The organism is Arthrobacter parietis (assembly GCF_039530425.1).
Taxonomy (GTDB): domain Bacteria; phylum Actinomycetota; class Actinomycetes; order Actinomycetales; family Micrococcaceae; genus Arthrobacter_D; species Arthrobacter_D parietis.
The window spans coordinates 1-560 of record NZ_BAAAON010000011.1; the positions used below are offsets into that span (position 1 = coordinate 1).

At 62.7% G+C, this 560-nt stretch carries 1 protein-coding gene; it reads left to right on the forward strand.

The annotated features are described in order from the left end of the window. Positions 1 to 162 precede the first annotated feature (162 nt). A partial coding sequence (locus ABFX19_RS16055; protein WP_346028931.1) for a DapH/DapD/GlmU-related protein occupies positions 163 to 560 on the forward strand: 398 nt, incomplete at its 3' end.

The window sequence follows — 560 nt, forward strand, 5'->3', positions numbered from 1 at the left end:
GTCGTGCAGGCGAACCACGCGGAGTACGCGAACCTGACGCCGTCGGATCTGCCCGGTGTAAAGACCTTCATCGACGGCCGCCGCGTGAGCAGCGCGGATAAGTGGACCGGGGTAACTTACCGGGTCATTGGCAAGGCCTGAGACGCAACGAAAGGTAGTCGTATGACATACATCGCTGACAGTGCCGACGTTTCGGATCAGGCGGAACTGGGTGAGGGCACCAAAGTGTGGCACCTCGCGCAGGTCCGGGAAAACGCAAAACTGGGGGCCAACTGCATTGTCGGACGCGGGGCGTACATCGGTACCGGCGTCTCGATGGGGGAGAACAGCAAAGTCCAGAACTATGCGCTGGTGTATGAGCCGGCGTCGCTCGGGAGAGGCGTCTTCATCGGTCCCGCGGTGGTTCTCACGAATGACACTTACCCACGCTCCATCTCACCGGATGGGACGCTGAAGAGCGCGCACGACTGGACGCCGGTCGGCGTCACGATCGAGGATGGTGCCTCGATTGGGGCGCGTGCGGTGTGTGTTGCTCCGGTGACTATCGGGGCGTGGGCGAC